Source organism: Mitsuokella apri (assembly GCF_047974105.1).
GTDB lineage: Bacteria > Bacillota > Negativicutes > Selenomonadales > Selenomonadaceae > Mitsuokella.
In genome coordinates this window covers 289,623-305,607 of record NZ_JBHYRS010000003.1, presented here as the reverse complement: position 1 = coordinate 305,607, position 15,985 = coordinate 289,623, and the positions used below count along the sequence as shown (strand labels likewise).

12 protein-coding genes are annotated in these 15,985 nt (G+C 52.9%); 4 read left to right on the top strand and 8 right to left on the bottom strand.

Features of this window, described 5'->3' with window-relative positions:
- Positions 1-38: 38 nt before the first annotated feature.
- The 4 genes from ACE419_RS06400 to ACE419_RS06385 form a co-directional block, all read right to left on the bottom strand.
- Entirely contained in the window at positions 39-1,310 is a 1,272-nt protein-coding gene (locus ACE419_RS06400; protein ID WP_435721395.1) for an MFS transporter, read from the bottom strand.
- Positions 1,311-1,626: 316 nt separating this feature from the next.
- Positions 1,627-2,559: a LysR family transcriptional regulator gene (locus ACE419_RS06395; protein ID WP_435721394.1), complete on the bottom strand. Its 933-nt coding sequence runs from the start codon at positions 2,557-2,559 to the stop codon at positions 1,627-1,629.
- A 341-nt stretch (positions 2,560-2,900) separates the two neighbouring features.
- Complete coding sequence (locus ACE419_RS06390) at positions 2,901-3,641, bottom strand: 3'-5' exonuclease (RefSeq protein ID WP_435721393.1); 741 nt, start codon at positions 3,639-3,641, stop codon at positions 2,901-2,903.
- Positions 3,628-5,013 carry a protein O-GlcNAcase gene (locus tag ACE419_RS06385; RefSeq protein ID WP_435721392.1) on the bottom strand — a complete coding sequence of 462 codons (1,386 nt, stop codon included), beginning with the start codon at positions 5,011-5,013 and terminating at the stop codon, positions 3,628-3,630. The genes ACE419_RS06390 and ACE419_RS06385 overlap by 14 nt, the downstream gene beginning before the upstream one ends.
- A gap of 305 nt (positions 5,014-5,318) precedes the next feature.
- Here ACE419_RS06385 and ACE419_RS06380 point away from each other — a divergent pair, with 305 nt between their 5' ends.
- Positions 5,319-6,761 (top strand): translocation/assembly module TamB domain-containing protein, encoded by a 1,443-nt coding sequence (locus tag ACE419_RS06380; RefSeq protein WP_435721391.1) that lies wholly within the window; start codon positions 5,319-5,321, stop codon positions 6,759-6,761.
- 97 nt (positions 6,762-6,858) lie between these two features.
- Positions 6,859-7,749 (top strand): DMT family transporter, encoded by an 891-nt coding sequence (locus ACE419_RS06375; protein WP_435721390.1) that lies wholly within the window; start codon positions 6,859-6,861, stop codon positions 7,747-7,749.
- Positions 7,750-7,789: 40 nt separating this feature from the next.
- On the opposite strand, the gene rfbA is transcribed toward ACE419_RS06375, so the two are convergent.
- From rfbA to ACE419_RS06355, 4 genes are all read right to left on the bottom strand, one after another.
- A complete protein-coding gene (rfbA, locus tag ACE419_RS06370) occupies positions 7,790-8,662 on the bottom strand; it encodes a glucose-1-phosphate thymidylyltransferase RfbA (protein WP_435721389.1) in 873 nt (290 codons plus the stop codon).
- 33 nt (positions 8,663-8,695) lie between these two features.
- The gene (gene rfbC, locus ACE419_RS06365; protein WP_435721388.1) at positions 8,696-9,262 is read right to left on the bottom strand and encodes a dTDP-4-dehydrorhamnose 3,5-epimerase; all 567 of its coding nucleotides are present in this window, start codon (positions 9,260-9,262) and stop codon (positions 8,696-8,698) included.
- Positions 9,263-9,441: 179 nt separating this feature from the next.
- Positions 9,442-10,947 (bottom strand): IMP dehydrogenase, encoded by a 1,506-nt coding sequence (locus ACE419_RS06360; protein WP_435721387.1) that lies wholly within the window; start codon positions 10,945-10,947, stop codon positions 9,442-9,444.
- 219 nt (positions 10,948-11,166) lie between these two features.
- Positions 11,167-12,711, bottom strand: a complete 1,545-nt coding sequence (locus tag ACE419_RS06355) for a capsule assembly Wzi family protein (RefSeq protein WP_435721386.1) — start codon at positions 12,709-12,711, stop codon at positions 11,167-11,169.
- Between the two features lie 488 nt (positions 12,712-13,199).
- Here ACE419_RS06355 and ACE419_RS06350 point away from each other — a divergent pair, with 488 nt between their 5' ends.
- Both ACE419_RS06350 and ACE419_RS06345 read left to right on the top strand, forming a co-directional pair.
- On the top strand, positions 13,200-14,981 hold the full coding sequence (locus ACE419_RS06350; protein ID WP_435721385.1) for a cache domain-containing sensor histidine kinase: 1,782 nt from the start codon (positions 13,200-13,202) through the stop codon (positions 14,979-14,981).
- Positions 14,982-14,997: 16 nt separating this feature from the next.
- Positions 14,998-15,936 carry a sugar ABC transporter substrate-binding protein gene (locus ACE419_RS06345; RefSeq protein WP_432647121.1) on the top strand — a complete coding sequence of 313 codons (939 nt, stop codon included), beginning with the start codon at positions 14,998-15,000 and terminating at the stop codon, positions 15,934-15,936.
- Positions 15,937-15,985 lie beyond the last annotated feature (49 nt).

The following is a 15,985-nucleotide window of genomic DNA, read 5'->3' as shown; positions in this document are numbered from 1 at the left end:
ATCTGCGGGGGACGCAGTCAGGCGGCAAGGGGAACGAATTAAGCGAATTCCTCGCTGTTCTCGAGCTCCTCTTCCATGGCTTTCTCAAGCTCAGCTTCTTCATCAGCCTGCGTCTTGCGGCGGCGGGCATAGAGGATGTAGTAGAGAGCAGCGCAGCCGACAGCAGCGACGCCAACGGCAAAGTAGATGCCCTGGAAGCCAAGGGATTCCTTGAACGCACCGAGCATGTACGGGCCAACGCCAAGGCCGAGGTCAAGAGCGATGAAGTACGTCGAGACGGCAACGCCGATGCGGACTTCCTTGACAAGCTTGACGCAGATGGCCTGGCCGTTCGACATGAACGTGCCGTAGCCAAGGCCGACAAAGACACCGGCGACGAGCATCATCCAGCTCTGCGTCGTAATGGACAGCAGCAGAAGGCCGATAGCGAGGCAGGCATACGTCGGATACATGACGAAGTCCTCACCCTTGCGGTCAAACATGACACCGGCAATCGGGCGGGCAATCGTGATGGCAAGAGCATAAACAACGAAGAACAGCGTACCGGCCGTCATGAGCTGGAGCTCAGCTGCATAGGATGCGAGGAAGCTCAGGACGCTCGAGTAGCAGACGGCAACACAGAATGCGACGACCGAGATGGCCCAGACTTTCGGCTCAAGGAAGTTGGCGATGTGGATTTCCTTCAGGGCAGCGCGATGCTCGGCCGTGAGTTCCATTTCGTCAACATGCATGACAGCAGCAGCACCGAGGCAGACGACAATCATGCCGATGCAGAAGTAAACGATATCGTTGAACGGGAACATCTGCTGCATGAGCATGCCGATGAACGGGCCGATGGCGGCTGCGAGGCTCATGCTCAGGGCATAATAGTTGATGCCCTCGCCGCGGCGTTCTGCCGGAATCATCGTCGAGACAATCGTGCTCGTGGCCGTCGAAGCAATGCCGTAGCCGATACCATTGAGGCAGCGGACGACAAAAAGCATAGCCATTGAGTGAATGCCGAAATACATGAACGTCGTCACGAGGTAGAAGATGATGCCGGCAAAGAGCATTTTCTTGCGGCCGTAAAGTTCAACGGAACGTCCGGCAAAAAGGCGGGCAACGAGCGTGCCGAGAATGAAAATGCCGGAAGCGAGGCCAGCCTCACTCATCGAAGCATTCAGCGAATGAATGGCCTCCGAAGCGATGATGACCATCAGCATATAATAGATGATATAAATCAGGAAATTTACAAGCGTATCAAGGATGAAACCTTTTGTCCATAACCTTGGTTTAGCAGTTTTGGCAGTTACGGAAGCTGTAGAAGCCATAAATAAGACCAACGACCTTTCTTATGAAGAATAAATATTTTATATATGTTATGGTTCTAGATTATAATAGGGCCGCACCATTTTGTATAGCGCATAAAAAAGATGCATGTTATCGTAAAAATAGATAACATGCATCATTCGTTATCGATGAAATCGATATTTCTCAAATTCCGCGCTGCTGTGCATGGCATGCATAACAGCGTCCGTCTCCTCTGGAGTTTTCCACTCTTTTAGCAGGAAGGTTCCCTCTGTACTGCTAAAAAAATTCCTGTTTTCTATCAGTTCCATATCTTATAGTAATCGTTGACGATAGAAATCATTCTTTTCGCTTATCCTGCTCTGCGGCAAAGCTTTCGAGCACATAATTGACGTAAGCGCGAATCTGCCGGATTTTGGGACTGTTCTTCTTGTAGAGCAGGCAGGCATCGGCGCGCAGCGGCTCCGCGAGCTCATACCAGCCGTCCTTACAGCCAAGGGTCTTTAAAAGGCGTTCCGGCAGCAGGGCCCCCGCTTCGTTCTGCTGGCAATAATAGACCATCGCGTACGGCGTGGAAAGCCTTGCTGAGACGACCGGCTTGATGCCCGCATCGACGCCCTGAAAATAACGCCGAAAGGTCTTGTTCATAAAGTAATTCTTCGGATAAATGACAATGGGTTCGCTTAAAATCTCTTCGCGCGTGACCAAAGCAGAGGCAGGCTGCAGCAAAGGCGCATAATAGACGAGATTGTCCCAGCAGAAATGCGCGCTCTCGAATTCGTCGGCAGAGCCTTCCGGCATGCTGTCCTCTGCAAAATACGTTGAGACGACATCGAGCCGGTCATCGCGCAGCGCGCGGTTGATCTGGTCGGTCTCAAGGTCAAAGATGTTGAAGCGCAGATTCTTGTTCGTCTGACGGAAATGCGCGATATGGCGGTTCATCTGGATATCGCCGAGTGTCCGCAGGATGCCGACGTTGAGCTCGACCGGCTGCGTTTCATCTATATTCTGCAGCTCGTAAACAATGCGGTGCAGCCCTTCCATCCACGCCGTGATGCTCTTCAGGAACTTTTCTCCCGCTTCTGTCAGATGACTGCCGCGCTTCGAGCGCTGAATCAGGGCCACGCCAAGCGTGTTCTCGAGGTTCTTCATCTGCGCGCTGAATGCGGACTGCGTGATATTCGCCTCTTTTGCTGCCCGCGTAAAATTCTGCACCCTGCCATAAATGATGAAGCATTCCATCTGCTGAATGCTCGGTAATTCACCAATCATATCTGCCAAGCCTCACATTCTTTAGCCATCAAGCTAACATAAAATAAATACGATTTATCAAAGAGTTTGACTATCATTGTATCAGAAGCATACATTTTTGGCAATAAAAAAGACTGCCACAGTCCTGCAGCAGTCCCTATGAGTCCGGTCGAAGGGCGCCGGCTCCCATCGCGTTGACTTGTGGTTGGCGTTCAAATCAATGGACATGACCGGAGCCGGCAAGATAAAGCCCGAAGGCTGCCAACCTACCCCCTTCATCTATTATTATAGTCGTTTCCGTCCATTTCGGAAAGACAAGACCATCATATGTTCGTACAAAAATATTTGTACAATCATACAAATCAAGCGTCATTTCCATCCGTCGGCTTTTCATACGTGAGGTATGAATGGACGAGTTTTTCCCCGCCTTTGCGCGTAAAGAGTTCCGGCAGCCAGGCCGGCTTCTCCTTTCTCCCCTGCAGCAGGCACTCCAGCAAAACGTAAGATGACAGGGCATCTTCAAAGGCGCGGTGTTTTTGCCGCGAATGCCAGCCATACGAGGCCAGCAGGTCGACGAGATTGTACTTTTTGCGCTTGGGCAGCATCATCTGCGCCAGGCGCACCGTATCGAGATAGCGCGGACAGAAAAGGATATTCGTGCCGTTCTTGCGGTTCATGCGCATGAGGGCAAGATTGATGCTCAGAAGGTCATTGTCGCCGATGGCATGGCCCACGACGAGATCTTCCGGGTCGACAAAGTCGAGAAATTCCGGCAGGATGACATCGAGCGTCGATTTGTCGCGCAGTGCTTCCTTTGTCAGCCCCGTCATATTGCGCACGGCGCGGTTGATGAACGTGCGCGGCCGTATCAGGCGGCGAAATACCTCGATGGTATCGCGGCCGAGCGGCAGGCGGATGGCTCCAATCTCGATGATATCATCCGGAAAAGCGCCTGCCATCTCAAGGTCGAAGGAAACGACGGCCCGCGGCGTCAGGCCGCCAAGTGTTTCCAAGTTTACCGACTGCGCGCGGATGGCCCGTTCGAGCTGTTTTTTGCGCCGGCGCTGCCGGCGTTTGTTTTCCTGTTCTTTACTCCGCATCATGCACACTCCCCGCCGCAGTCTCAGCGGCCTCGGCCCTTTGAATAAACGCGCCCATGGCCTGTTCGCTCAGCGTTGCTTCTTTTTTATGCTGCTCGATGACCTTTTTTTCATAGGCAAGTTTTTGCTGCAGGCTGCGCACCTGCACCGCCTTGCCCTGCTTCTTTGCCGACAGGAGCAGCCGGGCTGTCTCCGACGCATCGGCCAGTCTGCCATACTGCAAAAGCTGCGGGCGGCACTCGTCCAGCACCGCAGGCGGAAGGTTCTGCTGCAGTTTCACAGCAGAACGCTGACGCATTTTGACGGCTTCCGCCACAGCCTGATAGTCCTCGGCAAATGTCCTGCCATTTGGCCACGACTGCCACATTTTTGCCGCCTTCTGCTGGAAATCCGGGTCATCGGGCAGACCGATATTGGCCCAGTCGTTCTCAAGATGGCGGGAATTGGCCGCAAAAAGCAGCATATCCTGCGCTGCGGGCCCATACTGCTTACAGACGGCCTGCTGCCATGATTTTTCAGGGCTGTAATGGGCAGGGTCTTTGGCATAATCAGCCCCTGTGGCAAGGGCAATCCTGGAAAGGGCCTCATACTTCATGGGATTGAAGAAAACAGCGGGCAGCCCCTTTTTCGGCAGTTCGTCCATAGGCCCCAGGGCCAGCTTGTTTTCCATATAATCCGTGACCGGATAATTCCACCAGACGCCAAGGGCGCGGCCGTAAAGCTTATCGGCCTTCTCAAGCTCAGCATCCGTCAAAGGTGCCTTGGCCACACCCTCCCCCGTGTACAGCACGAGAATATGCGGATTCAGATTTTTGGCAAACGCATCGGTATAAGATTTGCGCGTTCCCTCTGCCGTAACCATATCCTCATAGAAATACTCGGTCGGCACCGTCAGGAAATTGCCGAGGTCTCCATGGCGCAGTTTCATCCGCGCATAGATGTGGTTGAGGAACGCGGCCTGACCTGCTCCGTCCTTATCTTTGATATCATCAAAGAAGATGGCAAAGTCACGTACGCCAAGGCTGTACAGCGACTCAAGCTTTATGAGCATCTTCTCTTCATCCTGCAGGCTCTTATAGCCATGCAGGGAAACGTCAAGGCCGGGCGAAACGGCAAAAATAAAATGTACGTTCTCCTTCTTGGCCTGCTTTACGAGCTGCCCGAGCTCCGCAAGTTTATCGGCAGGGTATGGCTCACGCCACTTTTCACGATGATACGGGTCATCCTTCGGCGCATAGATATAGGCATTATAGCCCGACTTATGGGCGAACGAAAGAATGTCAAGGCGTTCCTGCATCTGCCACGGCGTGCCGTAAAAGCCTTCGATGATCCCGCGCAGGGGAATGGGTGCAGCTTCGGCAGTCTCAAACGGCATGGCCGCAGCCCCCAGTCCTATCGTCACAGCCAGGCAAAACCGGCCCAAACAGCAGATTCGTCTCACGCGTCTCTTCCTTTCCGATATTCCCTACTTCGGATATATTCCGTATCTTTATCCTATCTATATCATAACACATCTAAGCAGGAATGTATCTCATCTGCAGAAAATTTTCACAGATTCATCAATTTTGTCTATCTTTCAAAATAACTCCTTCCATGATAGAATAAGACCATGAAAAAAGTCAATTCTGGCAATTAGTCAAAGTAAAAAGACAAGATAAATAAAGTATTTCGAGGTGCCATATGACCTTTCCTTCTTTTTCCAGCATGCGCCCCAGCCGAAAATTTTGGCAGCGGCTGGGGCTCGGACTGCTTTGCACCTGTATCGCCATTCTCATCGCACTGGAAATCATCAGCCGCGGTGCTGCCCAGATTTTCAACCATGCCATGGCCAATCAGGACATGCTGCGCGGCACGATAAAAGTCGAACGCCTGATTTCCGATATTACGGGCCATGTTTATTTCACGAATCTCACCTGGCAGGACCCCGAGGGCAATACGATCCTTGAAATTCCGAGCGGCGACTTCCGCGTCAATGTCTGGGATGTCCTCACCAAAAATTTCAAATCCACCACAATCCGCGAGCTCAATGTCAATAATGCGGCGATTTCCGTTCACTTCTCCGATGACATGAAGGTCGACTTTGTGCGCCCATCTCCCGACATGGACGACCTCAAGAAAGAACCGGAAGACTGGCGTGAAAAAGTCAATCTTTCCAGTCTCGACGCTGCCCAGCGCCGGGCAGTCGGTCAGTGGCGCCGTGAGCACCGGCAGCAGAAAATGCAGAAGAACTGGCAGAATTTCAATGCGGCCGGCAAGAAACTCAAAATGAAGCTCAATGCCCACGACTGTCACATCGAGATTTTCTATCGTGAACGCCATTATCTCATGAGTCATGTACAAATGGCCGTCGATCTCAACACCGATAAGAGGCTCAACATGGATATATCCATCGGCGGCTTTGGCGGTACAATGATCGGCGATGCCATCGCCCTGAACGGCTATGTCGACTTCCAAAAAGAACCCGAGCCCGAATGCAATCTCGCACTTGTCCTCTATCAGATCGACCCGTCCTCCCTGGGTTTTGGCATGAATATTCATGATAAAATGACGCTCTCGACGTATTTCACAGGCCCTATCTCGCATCCCATCGGCACAGGCAAAATCGAGATGGACGAACTCCATATCCCGGGACTTGACTTTGCCAATGTCGAGGGCAAGGTCTACTACGAAAATTCCCTGCTGCAGTTCACCGATGTCACCGCCGATGTCTACAAGGGCAAACTCTCGGCCTATGGCGACTACGATCTTGACACGCGTTTTTACAACCTCTACGGCCATGGCACGGACCTGCAGACAGAAGCGGCCCTGCCAAAAAGCGGGCTGCACACGCGCGTCGACCTCGACCTCGAGATTCATTCAAAGGGCTCTGCCAAAGAAACGGTTTCGTCCGGTTCCTTTGTCTCCGGTCCGGGCCGCTATCATCTGCTGCCCTTTGACAGCCTTTCCGGCAAGGTCATCGACGATTACCGCGACCTGCACTTCTACGATGCCGTCATCAAGCTGCCGGGCTTTACCGTCTCGACCGATGCCTTCCATATCACGAACGGCAAGCTCAGTCTGAGTCCCATCAAACTCACCTCGCCGGACGGCCAGCCTCTCTACACCTATACGCCAGAGAAATAAGGACGTACGGGTTGTACAAGGCAAAATTCTTCCCGAAATTTATCAAATCTATCAATGACCCCCATAAGCCAATACACCTCGGAAAGGAGCTGCCAATATGTCTCAATCTTCCCGCCGTCAAGGCATTTGCCTTGCACTCACCGGAGCCATTCTCTGGGGCGGTTCCGGCGTGGCCGGTCAGTACCTGCTGCAGGACTGTAGCTTTTCAACGGAATGGCTCGTCGGCGTCCGCATGCTCGTCTCCGGTGCCCTGCTTCTGCTCTGCGATTTCATCTTTTACCGCCAAAATCTCCTCACCGTTTTCCGCGAAAAGCGCGATGCCCTTGAAGTCGTCGCCTTCGCTATTTTCGGCATGCTCGGCGTCCAGTACACGTATTTTGCCGCCATCAAGTACAGCAATGCCGCTACAGGTACCGTTCTCCAGTATCTCATGCCGATTGTCATTGTCTTTTATACAGCACTGCGCACAAAAAAATGGCCCAAGCCCGTCGAGGTACTCTGCGTATTTCTCGCCGTGCTTGGCACATTTTTGCTCGTGACCCACGGCAGTCTCGCAGCCTTGGCCATTTCGCCTGCGGCCCTGTTCTGGGGACTCTTATCCGCGTTTGCCGCCGCGTTCTACACCGTCCAGCCCAAAAGACTCATCTGCAAATGGCGTCCGACACTCGTCACCGGCTGGGGCATGCTGCTCGGCGGACTGCTGTTCGTGCCCATATCGCGGCCTTGGGATTTCACGGGACAGATGGATCTGACCGCCCTGCTGCTCTTTGCCTACATCATTCTCTTTGGCACGGTCATCGCCTTTGGCTGCTACCTCGGCAGTCTCCAATACATCCAGCCCAGTGAGACGAGCATTCTCGGCTCGGCCGAACCGCTCGCTGCCATCCTGCTGTCCGTCGTCCTGCTGCATATCGCATTCGGCCTCTATGACCTTTTGGGCACCATCTGCATCCTCGCCACCGTCATTATCCTGGCCAGACAAAAATAAATTTCGCATGAAAAAAGCTCCCCAAAACGGGAGCTTTTATTTATTCCTGAATCATCCGCAGCAGATACTTGCCGTATTCATTTTTCTTCAGCGGCTCTGCAAGCTTTTCTACAGTTTCTTTGCCGATATAGCCCATGCGGTAGGCAATTTCCTCGAGGCAGGCAATCTTAAGGCCCTGTCTTGCCTGGATGGTCTGCACAAACGAGGCGGCCTGCAGCAGGGATTCGTGCGTGCCGGTATCGAGCCACGCATAGCCGCGCCGCATCGTCTCGACGTGCAGTTCCTGACGCGCAAGATAGACCTTGTTGACATCCGTGATTTCCAGTTCCCCGCGGGCCGAAGGCTTAATGGATTTGGCTATATCCACGATGTCCTTATCGTAGAAATACAGCCCCGTCACCGCATAATTCGACTTCGGTGCCGCCGGTTTTTCTTCAAGGCTCACCGCCCTGCCGTCCTTGTCAAATTCGACCACGCCATAGCGCTCCGGGTCGCTGACATAATACGCAAAGACCGTCGCGCCCGACTCCTGCGCTGCCGCGCGCTGCATCAGCACGGAAAGGTCAGAACCATAAAAGATATTATCGCCGAGCACGAGAGCACAGCCCTCGCCGGCCAGAAAATCCTCGCCAATCAGGAAAGCCTGAGCGAGCCCTTCCGGCTTTGGCTGCACGGCATACGAAATGGAAATGCCCCACTGCGAGCCGTCGCCGAGCAGTCTCTTGAAGTTCGCGTTATCTGCCGGCGTCGTAATCACGAGGACTTCGCGGATGCCCGCGAGCATCAGCGTCGACAGCGGATAATAAATCATCGGTTTGTCATAGACCGGCATGAGCTGCTTCGACACAGCGATGGTCAGCGGATAAAGGCGCGTGCCTGAGCCGCCGGCCAGGATGATTCCCTTACGTATCATTCCTTATTTCCCCCATTTTGGGCTCTCCAAAAGTCAGCCCTCGTATACGAAATTCAGCGACTCTGCCACGCGCTCTTTTAAGGATGGTGCCTTCTGGTCCTTGCCGGACAGAATCACCGGCTGAATCGGCCAGGCCACGCCGATATCGGGGTCGTCCCAACGGATATTGCCGTCGCATTCCGGTGCATAATAATTGTCGGCCTTATACTGCACTTCAACATCGTCTGTCAGCGTGATAAAGCCATGGGCGAAGCCGCGCGGAATAAAGAGCTGCTTCTTATTTTCTGCCGAAAGCTCCACCCCGACCCACTGGCCAAACTGCGGCGAACCTTTGCGGATATCAACAGCCACATCAAAAATCGTACCGCGCGTCGCGCGCAGGAGCTTGGCCTGGCACATCGGATTGAGCTGATAATGAAGGCCGCGCAGCGTGCCCTTCTGCGCAGAATACGACTGATTGTCCTGTACAAAGTCAACATGCAGGCCTGCTTCCTCCATTTTGCGCTTGGACCAGCTCTCCATGAACCAGCCGCGTGCATCGCCGAAGACCTGTGGCTCCAGCACATATACACCCTTGAGCTTTGTTTCCGTAACTTTCACGACGAAAGACCCCCTTCAATGATTACCGTTTCATTATAACATAGCGCTGCCTGGGCTGTCGAATTTTTCCGATGACCGTGCAAGCCTCTCCGAAATAAAAAATCCCTGCAGGCCTGTGCCTTGATGCACAGAGCCCCGCAGGGATTTTATCCTATACAGTTCGCTAAAAAGCGCTGAGCTTAGTCGCGGCCGAATTTATCCTTGAGGATAACGTCGTGCGAACCGCCCTCAACGATACTCGTTGCCGAAACGAGCGTGATCTTGGCTTTCTCACGCAGCTCCGGCAGCGTCAGAGCACCGCAGTTGCACATCGTCGAACGAATTTTGGCGAGCGTCGTGCTGACGTTGTCCTTGAGGGAGCCAGCATACGGAACGTAGGAATCAACGCCTTCCTCGAACGACAGCTTGCGTGCACCGCCGAGGTCGTAGCGCTGCCAGTTGCGCGCACGGTTGGAACCTTCGCCCCAATACTCTTTGTAGTATGTGCCATTGACTTTGACTTTATCCGTCGGGCTCTCGTCGAAGCGCGAGAAGTAACGGCCGAGCATCAGGAAATCTGCACCCATAGCCAGAGCCAGCGTCATGTGGTAGTCGTGGACGATACCGCCATCGGAGCAAACCGGGATATAAACGCCCGTCTCTTCGTAATAACGGTCACGCTCTGCGCAGACATCGATGAGTGCCGTAGCCTGGCCGCGGCCAATGCCCTTCGTCTCACGCGTGATGCAGATGGAACCGCCGCCGATACCGACTTTGATGAAGTCAGCACCAGCCTCGGCGAGGAAGCGGAAGCCTTCAGCATCGACGACATTGCCGGCGCCGACTTTGACGTCATTGCCGAAATGCTCGTGGATATAACGAAGCGTAATGCGCTGCCACTCGGAGAAACCTTCCGAGGAGTCGATGCAGAGGACATCTGCACCGGCCTTCAGCAGGGCCGGAACACGCTCAGCATAGTCGCGCGTGTTGATGCCGGCACCGACGATGTAGCGCTTGTTGTCATCGATGAGCTCGAGCTCATTTTCTTTGTTGTCCGTGTAATCCTTGCGGAAAACCATGTAACGCAGGCGCTGGTTCTTGTCAACGAGCGGCAGCATGTTGAGCTTGTGCTCCCAAATGAGGTCATTGGCCTTCGTCAGCGACGTCGTGTCTGCATCGGCATAAACGAGCTTCTCAAACGGCGTCATGAAAGACGAAGCCGGCGTATCGAGGCTCATGCGCGAGATGCGGTAGTCACGGCTCGTCACGATGCCGAGCAGTTTGCCCGTCGGCGTGCCGTCTTCCGTAACAGCCATCGTGGAATGGCTGGTCTTCTGCAGCAGGTCGAGAATCTCGCCGAGCGTCGTCGTCGGCTTGATGTTCGAATCGCTGCTGACAAAGCCAGATTTGTAATTCTTGACGCGGGATACCATGGCAGCTTCTGCTTCAATGCTCTGCGAACCGTAGATAAAAGATACGCCGCCCTCTTTTGCCAGTGCAATGGCCATCGTATCGTTCGAAACGGCCTGCATGATAGCAGACGTCATCGGGATGTTCATCGAAATCTTCGGCTCTTCACCCTTCTTGAACTTCACAAGCGGCGTCTTAAGAGATACATTATTCGGGATACATTTATCCGAGGAATACCCCGGGACGAGAAGATACTCTCCAAACGTGTGTGATGGTTCTTTGAAATAGAATGCCAACGTAACCCCTTCTTTCTTGAATACTGAAACCTGTCTTAGATATATTGTTGCTAGTTTACTATAAAGGAGAACGGCTGTCAATCTCCTTTATAAAACTTTGTTTACAATGTTACAACAAATATAAAAGACACGTTCGATACCTGCGGATTTACAGCTTTATTATATCACCTGCAGGCGTCCGGCGTAAAGAAATTCATGTATTTGCGCTTGTACACGCAGTCAATACTGCCAGCGGGCCGTCGCGGTTGCAAAAACATCCTTATCGTTGCGCTGCGTATAGTCTGCGTGTTCAATTTTGGCAAGACCGAGGGAACCGTCAATAAAGAAGTGGTCCTGCAGCTTGACGCGTCCCGTCAGGGCTGCTTCATAAACACTTGGATGGTTCAGCGTGCTGCGGTCGAACTCCGTGCGCATGAAATAAGCGCCAATCTGGTTCTCGCCCGGCAGATAATGGTTGACGCCGACATAATACTTTCTGGCATTATTGCCCATCGAATCACCGATGATGTCATCGCTGTACGTCCAGCCATCATGATATTTCTGATGGACATACCAGAACGGATTCGTCGAAGCATATTCCATCGTCATGTCCCACGAACCGTCCTTCGTGAGCTGCGGCAGGTACGTGCCAAAACGGTAGCCGCGCTCTGTCGGCTGCAGGCCGCCGGCATCCTCGCCGTAAACTTCGCCGTAGAACTGCACGCCCGGCAGACGCACGCGGAAATCGCCGCCCGCGATATCATCCCAGCGGTCTTCACCCGCATCATCATTATGTCCCGTGAACCAATGGCGCCAGTCCGACTTCGAGAGACCATTGCCGTCACCGCCGAGCATCGACACACGCATGAGGCCAAACGTGAAGGCCTTCGACGGCGTGAAATCCGCCCGCAGGCCAAGAAGTCCTGCATGGTTGTAATCATTATGACCAACAGCACGGTCCCTGCGGTTTCCTTCCAGCCGGCCATAGAATACATGGTAATTCTGTTTGCCAAGGAAACGGAAAAAGCCCCGGACCGGCATATCGTCCTCAAGATGTACCTGCACCGCTGTCAGCGGCTTCATCGTGTTGTCAAGAACAAGCTTGCCTGTTTTGCCCTGTCCATAGCTCAGTGCCTCACGGCCCGCCGTATATTCGACAATGCCGGTTTTGGTCTTGAGATAGCCCTCTTCCAAGGCGAGCTTGGCATCGTCATCATCATTGAAGCTCAGACGCGGTGTCATGGAAACAGCCGTCTGATGGCCGATATTGCCCGAGACCTCTGCTTTAGCCACAGCATTGAAGCCGTCGGCATAATCATAACCGTTCGTACCATTGCCAAACGGCTGCCAACGGGCATTCGGCTGACCGTCGCCGCGTTTTAGGCTCTGTTTATACGATGACTGGTCACTGTCATAGCTCGCGAGCTGCACTGAAGCCTGACGCAGCGCTAAATCATCCTGTTTGCGCTGTCCTTCAAGCGTCTCTACTTCTGCCGCAAAAGACTCACGCAGAGTTGCAAGTTCTTCTGCCAAATACCGCGGCATCGGTTTTACTTTGGCCTTTTCTTCGGCCTGCAGCACCCACTTGGCCATCTGCATGCGGCTGTACGGACGTGCGCCATCCGGCAGCGAATCGATATAGCCCATGCCGCTGAGCTTATCGACATAATCATAATAAACACTGCCTACAGGCACATCTGCCGTAACAGCCTGCGCTCCGGCCAGTCCCGGCGTCACCGCAGAAGCAGCTGCTGCCATCATGCCAATGACTAATGATTTTTTCATTCCCTTGTTCCCCCTGTATTCCATGAATCACCCGTTCACTCAACGCATTTTATTCCTGCGATAGCTGCGGTATCCATAAATTGTACCTGCGAAAATAAAAACTACAGCCAAAAGGGCCAGCAGCTGTTCAAGAAAACTTGCCATGCAGCTTAATCCTCCAATCCTGCTTTATATACATCTGCATCAAATGTTTCAAAGCGTAACGTTATGTTCCATTATATCAGTTTTATCCTCTTTCGTGTATATTTTCATGATTTTATCAGCAAACAAAGCTGGACAGCCTTCATGAAAATTTTCAAATATCCTCTGTCTCCAGAAGGATTTTCATGTTCAAACGCGAAAAAAGAAAGTGGATAGTGGTGATAGACTATCCGATCCCTCGCAGCCGGTATCCTTTCACTTCCCCGGCTGCCTTTGGCGGCTGACTCCCCCAATTGTCAGCCGCTTCTTTTTGCTCTTATGTATTTAACGAAAGAAGATGACTGCTGATGGAACATTTTATCCGTGACAATTTACGCATCCGCACATTTGCCGCGGTCATGCTGCTGAACTTTCTTGTCATATTGGTCATCTCCATCTTTTTCCAACAGCGTTCACTTTCTTTCTTCGAACAAGAATACGCCGATGCCGTCTATGAACAGGCCAGGGCCAACGGCGCGCTTGTCGACAGCGGCTGGCAGGCCCTCTATCAGACCACGGCAGATGCGGCGTTTGATATGACGCTGCGTGAAAAACTCTCCGCGGCTGACAGCCAGTCATCCGAGACTGCCAAAGAAATCGCAGCTATCCTGCGTGACTACCAAAACCGCAATGCCCAGATTGACCGCATCAGCCTCTATGAACCCGCTTCGGGCCGGTTGATTCGCTCGGATGAATACCATTCCACTGTTATGCTTGATCCTTATAATGAAGGAAAGATGTGGCTCGATACCATCAGCCAGCAGCAAGGGCGCCAGCCCTTCCTTGGTGAGGACCTCATTGGCGCGGCACCGCAGAAAGTCTATCTTTATCATCAGCCTGTATACGATAAAGACGGACAGCTCCTTGCCTATCTGACAACGTCATGCAGTGAGCGCAGACTTTATTATGCCTACCTTGCGCCTATCGTACAGAAAAAAGAAAGTGCCGTCCTGCTTTATCAAGCCGACGGCACACTCCTGAGCGGCAGCCTCGATGATGACGAGGCGGGCCCCGTTCAGACCATTCTCCACGACAAGATTGCCCAAAATCCCGACGGACAGACTTCTCTCCATCTGCACAATCAGGATTATTTTGCCGTCTGGCTGTCCCTGCCTTTTTCCGGAGATGTCTTCTGCCTGATAAAATCCCAACATGATTTTCACGCCCAAATCATACAGATGCAGGTGCTCTGCGTTCTTTCCGCACTCGTTCTGCTGCTGTTGTCGGCCGTGTTCCTCTACTGGATTTCCCTGCGTTTGGCGCGTCCGGCTGAAGAACTCGCTGAGGCCATGCACGAGGCAGGACGCGGCAACCTCGCGGTACGTGCCCCAGTGACTGGCAGCGATGAAATCTCGTATCTGGCCCTTTCCTTCAATGAGATGCTGCAGAAAATGCATGAACTCATCGAGCGTCTGGCCAGCGAAAAAGAACAGAAAAAAGAAGCTGAGCTCAAGGCCCTGCAGTATCAGATTCGCCCGCATTTCATCTACAACATGCTCAATGCCATTCGTTTTGCCGCCATCATGCAGGGCGCGCGCAATCTCGGCAAGCTGCTGGCCGACTTTGTCGAGCTCCTGCGCGCCAGCACCAACCGCAGCGGCGTGTTCAGCCCCTTGTCCGAAGAGCTTGACACCCTGCGCCATTATATTTCCCTGCAGGAATTCCGTCTGATGGATGCCTTTACCGTGCATTTCTCCATCCAAGACAATACACTTGCCTGTATTGTACCGCGCATGCTCCTGCAGCCGCTTGTTGAAAACAGCATCCTGCATGGCCCCTCCGCCACGCAGAGCTGCTGCCATATCGAAGTAACGGCCTATATCAAAAAAAATGCGCTGCACCTCATCGTCAGGGATGACGGTCAGGGCATGACGCCGGAACAAATCGAAGAACTTGAGCACAAAGCCAAGACCGGCAGACCTCCTGCCCATGGCGGTCTGTCGGGCATCGGCGTCCATAACATCATGGAAAGACTGCATCTTTATTATGGAGAGAAGGCCCGTCTTCATTACGAAAGCGACGGAAAAAGTTTCACGAAGGCGGAAATCACCCTGCCTGTTTCCCATGACGTCCATGAATACGAAATTTAAAGCAAGGAGGAATTCGATGCGCATTATGATGATGATTTTCATGACACTGCTCACCGGCATTTTTATCTTGCTTCTGCCCATACAGAGTCATGAAGATACCATTGCCCGTCCTACTTACACCGTAGGAGTCGTACTCAAAGCCATGGACAGCGAGCATTGGCTGGCCGTCCGTTCCAGTATGCAGGAGGCTGCCCAGCAAAAAAATATCCGTCTGATTGTCATGACACCGGAAAATGAATCGGCTTACGACGAACAAAACAAAATCATTGAGGACCTGCTTGCGGGCGGCATCGATGCCCTGATTGTCTCACCGGTCAATATCCACCACACGGAGCAATGGGTCAGGGAAGCTCAGGAACGCAATCTGCCGCTCCTGACCATTGACGAAAAGATTGCAGGCATCCCCTATGTCGGTTCGGATAACTATGCCATTGGCCAGACAGCTGCCAAGGAAATGGCGGCACATCTGCCCGTGGGAACGTCAGTCGGCATCGTTGCCGGCAGTGCCAATCAGGATGCCCATATCCAGCGCGTAGCAGGGTTCCGCGATTATCTCTCTTCGACCCATGCCCTGCATCTCGTTGATGTAGAAGCTGATGAGACGAAATACCGTCAGGCCACGACGGAGAGTGAGCAAATGCTGCGCCGTCATCCTGATATACAGGGACTTTTCGTAACGAGTGCCATGATGACGCTCGGTGCCATCGACGCCACGGAAACACACAGTCCTGCCGTTCACATCATCGGCGTCGACACACAGAATGACACGCTGGCAGCCTTGAAACAGGGACGCATCGATGCCATGATTTCCCAGGACGGCCATGAAACAGGGCAGCTGGCCATCGATGTCATTACCAGAATGCTCTCTGGCAACGGCGTTGACGAAAATAATTTCATCCAGAATGATGTTATTACGCAGGATAAAGCCGACGAGTATCAAATCAAAGAAGAATGAACACGTTGATACAAACAGACCATAGAAACACAGAGGGGGCTTCTTTTTG

Coding starts and splice junctions, on each gene's coding strand:
- ACE419_RS06345 (WP_432647121.1), top strand. CDS start 14,998: ATGCGCATTATGATGATGATTTTCATGACACTGCTCACCGGCATTTTT.
- ACE419_RS06350 (WP_435721385.1), top strand. CDS start 13,200: ATGGAACATTTTATCCGTGACAATTTACGCATCCGCACATTTGCCGCG.
- ACE419_RS06385 (WP_435721392.1), bottom strand. CDS start 5,013: ATGCCGTTTGAGACTGCCGAAGCTGCACCCATTCCCCTGCGCGGGATC.
- ACE419_RS06390 (WP_435721393.1), bottom strand. CDS start 3,641: ATGATGCGGAGTAAAGAACAGGAAAACAAACGCCGGCAGCGCCGGCGC.
- ACE419_RS06395 (WP_435721394.1), bottom strand. CDS start 2,559: ATGATTGGTGAATTACCGAGCATTCAGCAGATGGAATGCTTCATCATT.
- ACE419_RS06400 (WP_435721395.1), bottom strand. CDS start 1,310: ATGGCTTCTACAGCTTCCGTAACTGCCAAAACTGCTAAACCAAGGTTA.
- ACE419_RS06375 (WP_435721390.1), top strand. CDS start 6,859: ATGTCTCAATCTTCCCGCCGTCAAGGCATTTGCCTTGCACTCACCGGA.
- rfbA (WP_435721389.1), bottom strand. CDS start 8,662: ATGATACGTAAGGGAATCATCCTGGCCGGCGGCTCAGGCACGCGCCTT.
- ACE419_RS06380 (WP_435721391.1), top strand. CDS start 5,319: ATGACCTTTCCTTCTTTTTCCAGCATGCGCCCCAGCCGAAAATTTTGG.
- ACE419_RS06355 (WP_435721386.1), bottom strand. CDS start 12,711: ATGAAAAAATCATTAGTCATTGGCATGATGGCAGCAGCTGCTTCTGCG.